Annotated in this window: 4 protein-coding genes; 1 reads left to right on the top strand and 3 read right to left on the bottom strand. The window is 71.0% G+C overall.

Annotated features, from left to right (window positions below):
- On the bottom strand, positions 1-1,797 hold a 1,797-nt coding region (locus ACODR1_RS24690), incomplete at its 3' end, for a type IV secretory system conjugative DNA transfer family protein (protein ID WP_488882803.1).
- A gap of 72 nt (positions 1,798-1,869) precedes the next feature.
- Complete coding sequence (mobQ, locus tag ACODR1_RS24685; RefSeq protein WP_488882802.1) at positions 1,870-3,366, bottom strand: MobQ family relaxase; 1,497 nt, start codon at positions 3,364-3,366, stop codon at positions 1,870-1,872.
- Positions 3,367-3,577: 211 nt separating this feature from the next.
- On the opposite strand from mobQ, the gene ACODR1_RS24680 reads away from it, so the two are divergent.
- Positions 3,578-4,153, top strand: coding sequence for a hypothetical protein (locus ACODR1_RS24680; protein ID WP_488882801.1), 576 nt, complete (start codon positions 3,578-3,580; stop codon positions 4,151-4,153).
- 11 nt (positions 4,154-4,164) lie between these two features.
- Here the strand turns inward: ACODR1_RS24680 and ACODR1_RS24675 are convergent, their stop codons facing one another.
- On the bottom strand, positions 4,165-4,497 hold the full coding sequence (locus ACODR1_RS24675; RefSeq protein WP_488882800.1) for a hypothetical protein: 333 nt from the start codon (positions 4,495-4,497) through the stop codon (positions 4,165-4,167).
- Positions 4,498-4,864: the final 367 nt, after the last annotated feature.

Here is a 4,864-nt window from a genome sequence, read left to right as displayed (position 1 = left end):
GTCGTTGGGCGGCGCGCCCGGGGTGTCGAGCGTCTCGGGGGTCTGAACGAACAGCGCTCGCTCCCCGGCGAAAAAGTTGCGCGTCACCGCCGCGATCGTCGGCGCCTCCCAGTAGCGGATCTTGTCGGTGACGAACGGCTTGGCGTTGTTGACGAACAGGAACTGCTTGTCGGCCGCCAGCCCGCGCACGTCCTGCTCGGCCAGGACATAGCGCTCGACCTCGGCCTGGTTGCGGCTGTGATGGCCCTTGCCGAAGGCCAGGCGCGGGTCGCTGAAGCTCTCGCGCATCTCCAGCGCCCGCCCCGCCCGCTTGACCACCCGCTCGATGCTGGTGGGCTCGGAGGTCGCGAAGGCGGCGGTGACGTGGCAGTTGTCGAAGATCGAGGTGTGGACGCCGTAGTACTTGAAGACGTCGTTGAACGACTGGCAGATCAGGTGCGCGACGATGCCGTAGCCGGCCATCTCCCCGAGCGCGTTCTCCAGGAACGGCAGCGGGCCAAGCTTGGGAAACTCGTCGAGCATCATCAGCAGCTTGTGGCGCTTGGGCCGCCCGCGGCTGTCGGCGTCCACAGTCTCCATCAGGCTGTTGAGGCTCTGGCGCAGCATCACCCGCACCATGAAGGCCAGGCGATCGGCATGGGCCTGTGGAGTGATCAGGTAGAGGCTGACCGGCGCCTTCGCGCAGACCAGGTCGCCGATGCAGAAGTCCGAGGCGCTGGTGGCGTGGCACACCAGCGGATCGGCCCACAGGGCCAGCGACTTCTGCGCCGTGGCCAGCACGCTCGAGCGCACCCTGGGCTCCATCGACCGGAACGCCGTCGCGCCAAGCCAGACCTCGGGATGGATCTCGGCGACGGGCTCGCCGTCATCGTCGCGCGCCAGGCCGTCCGCGGCGGCCGGGTCGGGACGCCAGCGGTGCTGGGTGGCCAGCATGGCGTCCAGCGTCGCCTCGATGTCGATCAGCAGCCGACGGACATGGGCCAGGGTCTTGTGCTCGTCGGGCTCGGCGTAGAGGCAGTGCAGGATCACGCCGGTGAAGAAGTTGGCCGCGCTCTGGTCGAAGAAATCGAGATTGCCGCCCTTCAGTCCGATCGGGTCGACCAGGATGCCGACGATGTTCTGGATGTCGGCGATTTCCATGGGACCCTTGCGGACCTCGAACAACGGGTTCCAGCGCGCGGTGTTGGGATCGGTCGGGGCGAAATAGAAGGTGTGCGAGAAGGTGCGGCGATGGTCGGCGGTGATGTGCCAGAGTTCGCCCTTGCGGTCGTAGGCGAACAGGCTTTCGCCCCAACTGACCATGGAGGGCACCACATGGCCCGCCCCCTTCCCCGAGCGCGAAGCGCCCACGATCACGCAGTGAACCAGCATGACGATGCTGAGGAGCCGGCCCTTCAGGCGGCCCAGCACCCTGCCCTGCAACCTTGCCCCCGCCACAAGCCCGGCGCGCCGGGCGTCCGCCAGATCGCCCCAGGCGGCCTTGCCGAAGGGCCCGGGCCGCGCCACGAACCGACGCGTCAGGCCGATGACCATCAGCAGCGGCCAGAGAAACACCGCAAGCCCGATCAGGGCGGCCTGGTCGAAGACCTGCGGATAGGTCCCGGCCCAGCGGCCGTACCAGGCCAGGAACGCCCACGGCGCATAGAGCCGCACGGGCCCGACCACGCCCCAGCCGGGGCCGAAGGCGGCCGGATAGCCAAACTGCAGGGCCGCCGACTGACCGGCCGCCCATGACCCCGCCACCATGCCCGCCAGGCCAAGGACCAGGATCGCGAGCGCCTTGGGCCCCTTGGCCATCATCGCCTCCAAGCCCCCGCGCGATAGTCGAGCAAGGGCCGGCGGCCGTTTCAATCCGTCAATTCTAGGGGGCTAGGGCTCGGGCCCCAGGAACGGAACCTTGCCCTTGGCCAGGCCCAGAACCTTGTTCAGGCCCTTCTGCTGGGCCGCCACCGGGTGACGGGCGATCGCCTCGACCACCCGCCGGTCGACCTCGCGCACCGCCTGGCCGACGCCAAGAGCCATTTGCGAGGGCGCGACCAGGGCGTCCTCGCCCAGTTCCCTGGCGACCATCAGGCGGGTTCGGGTGCGCGCCACTGCTTCGATACGCGCGTCGGCTCGCCTGATCTTGCGCTCCAGGGTCCGTCCTTCACGCCGCGCCGCCTCGGCGGCCTGCTTTTCGGGATCCAGTCGCGCGGCCAGGAAAGCCCGTCCCTCGGGACCGCGCAGCCAGTCGCGCCGCACCGCATAGCCGATCTCCGCCAGGCGCGCGGCCTGCCGGGCGCGGGCCAGGGCGTTGAGCTCGGCATGGGCCGCCCAGATCATCCGCGCCGGATTGCGGATCCAACGGGCCAGGCTGGCGCGCCTGGCCCGCCCACGGGCGATCCTGCCTTCGGTGGCGATCAGCGTCCCCTTGGCCAGCGCCCGCGCCGACGCCGCCTCGGCCAGAACCTCGCGCACGATATCGCCGGCCCGGGGCGCAGCGGGCCGCTGCAGGCGGCCAAGTTCGCGCGCCCAGCCGTCGCGTTCGGCGATCATGGTGGCGTGGATCGTCTCGAATTCGCGGATCACCGCGCCGATCGGATAGGGTCCGCGCGTCAGGCCCTCGGCCATCCGGTCTTCCAGATCGCGCAGCCTGGCCGGCCCGTCCTTGCGCGCCTGGTTGCGCTCGCGGACCCGGCGGTTGATGTCGCCGCGGTCGGAGGCCTCGCCGCGTCGCTCCATGCCCGAGGCCGACGGGCCCAGGTGGATGGTGGGCTCGCGCGCCTCGCCCTGGTCGGCCAGGCTGTTGTGCGTCACCTGCGGCGCGTCGGGCCCCAGGTGCTGGCGCAGATGCTGGTTCTGGATCTCGCACCACTCAAGCCGCAGGGCTCTCACCGCGTCGGGATTGTCCCACTCGCGACCCTTCAGCCCAAAGCCTTCGGGGGTCACCCGCCTTGTGGTGACCAGGATGTGGGCGTGGTGATTGCGCGGGTCGCCGTGGGCGTCGGGATCGTGGATCGCGTAGTCGGCGATCATGCCCCGCGCCACCAGGCTGTCCTGGACGAAGGCCCGGACCAGGGCGTGGCGCTGATCATCCGACAGCTCGTGCGGCAGGGAGATCAGCACCTCGCGGGCGGTGCGCGAATCCGCGCGCTTGTCGGCCGCTTCGGCCGCGTTCCACAAGCGCTCGCGATCGGTAAGCGACGCCGGCGCGGTGTCCGGGGCCATCAGGCCTGAGAAGGCCACCCCGCCCTTGGCGGTGTAGTCGAAGGTCATCTCCAGGCGCTGGTCGTGCAGGCTGGTCGCGGCGCGATAGGCGGCCGCCGCGACGGCCGATCGGCCGTCGGCGCGCTTGATCGCCTGCACTTCGAGCCGGAACTGCGCCACCGCATCTCCTGGTCCAATTCGCGCCTGGGCGCGGGGATCGCTAAGGGGCTGGCCCCTTGGCTGACGGCGTCATCCCGATGACGCCGGCCGCAGGCATTGCTAGCAATGCATAACTGCGCCCTTGTCACCCACGACAGGTCAGGGGTACGCTCCTCATCATCCGAAATCAACCCGCCGCCCCTCCCGCTTGCCCTTCAACCGGCCGTACGCCATGCCCCCCGACCCCGCCGTCTCCGCGCTTGGCTCCCGCCGCCGCCCCGAAAGCCCTGCCGCTCGCCAGCGGCGTCTGCAGGCTCTCGAGGTCGCCCTGGCCGATCGCGAGCATCGCGCCCGCGAGGCGCTGTCGGGGCTGCGCGGGTCCCTGCCCCGCAACCGCGGACACGTCACGCCGCTGGCCAGGATCGAGGACGACGAAGAGCGCCTGGCTGTGTGGCGCGCCCGGGTCGAACGCCTCGAAGCCCTGCTCGACCAGACCGAACGCAAGCGCGAGACCCGGGCCAAGATCGTGCTGGGGACGACGCTGCTGGCCGAGGCCGCGCAGGATCCCGACGACCCGCTGCTGGCCCGGCTCCTGGCCATCGTCGACGCCCGGGTCCACCGTCCCCGCGACCGGCTGGCGATCGCCGAGACCCTGGGCCTGGCCATCGCCCCGGTGAAGGCGCGGACCGTCCCCGACCTGCCCGATTTCGACGCCATGGCGGCTGAGCGCCTGGCGCAGGAGACCTCGCGCGAGGCGCCCAGCGACGCGCCGGCGCCAGGGCGTCGACGGGGCAAAAAAGGGGGCTGACGCCCCCTCCCCTAGTGCAGTGTCTCGGCGGCGAGCCACCGCTCGAACATCTGATCGATCGCCTCGTCGCACTCGATCCTCCACTGCTCGGCGGTCTTGCCGTCCGGCGGGAAGTCGGCCGCCAGGGTCTGCAGGGTCAGATGGTCGAAGGTCACCACCGAGATCATCCCGGCCTCGCCCAGCGCCAGCACGTGACGGGTCATGGCTTCGTCGCGTTCGCTGGCCCAGTGACGGATGAAGGCCCCGCCGGCCAGCTTCAGGACGATACTGTAGCGAGGCTGGCCGCTGGCGATGTGGGCCTGGATCAGTTGACGCTCGAGGTGATCGAACTGGGTCGTGGACATGGGATGACTCCGGCTGGACCGACGCTCCCCTTGAGCGCCTTTGTCCCTCTCCTCCTGTCGGGCCCCGGCCCGTCACCGGAGGGGTCGCGCAGCGGTCCCGGAGGGGAACCCGCGCCAGCGGGTTGACGGGCCGGGTGACAGGATAATCTTCGAAGAGGCGCCCCCAGGCTCAGTCCGGCGGGCTACGCCGTCGCGAGTCGACGGCGGCGAGATCCCGTGGGGATCTCGTCAGCCCGGCCGGCCCCACCGGTCGGACGCGGGACGACGGGCGCCACGGCGCGCCGCCATCGGCGGCCGCCCGCGCCCGGGAAGTCCGCGAGCGCGGCCTGGCGGTAGGGCCGCCTCGCCCGCGGCCCCAAGGGCCCGC

It is taken from the genome of Caulobacter sp. FG7 (genome assembly GCF_057808875.1).
Note: the sequence above shows the minus strand (reverse complement) of the source record. Positions and strands in the feature narration are given on the sequence as shown.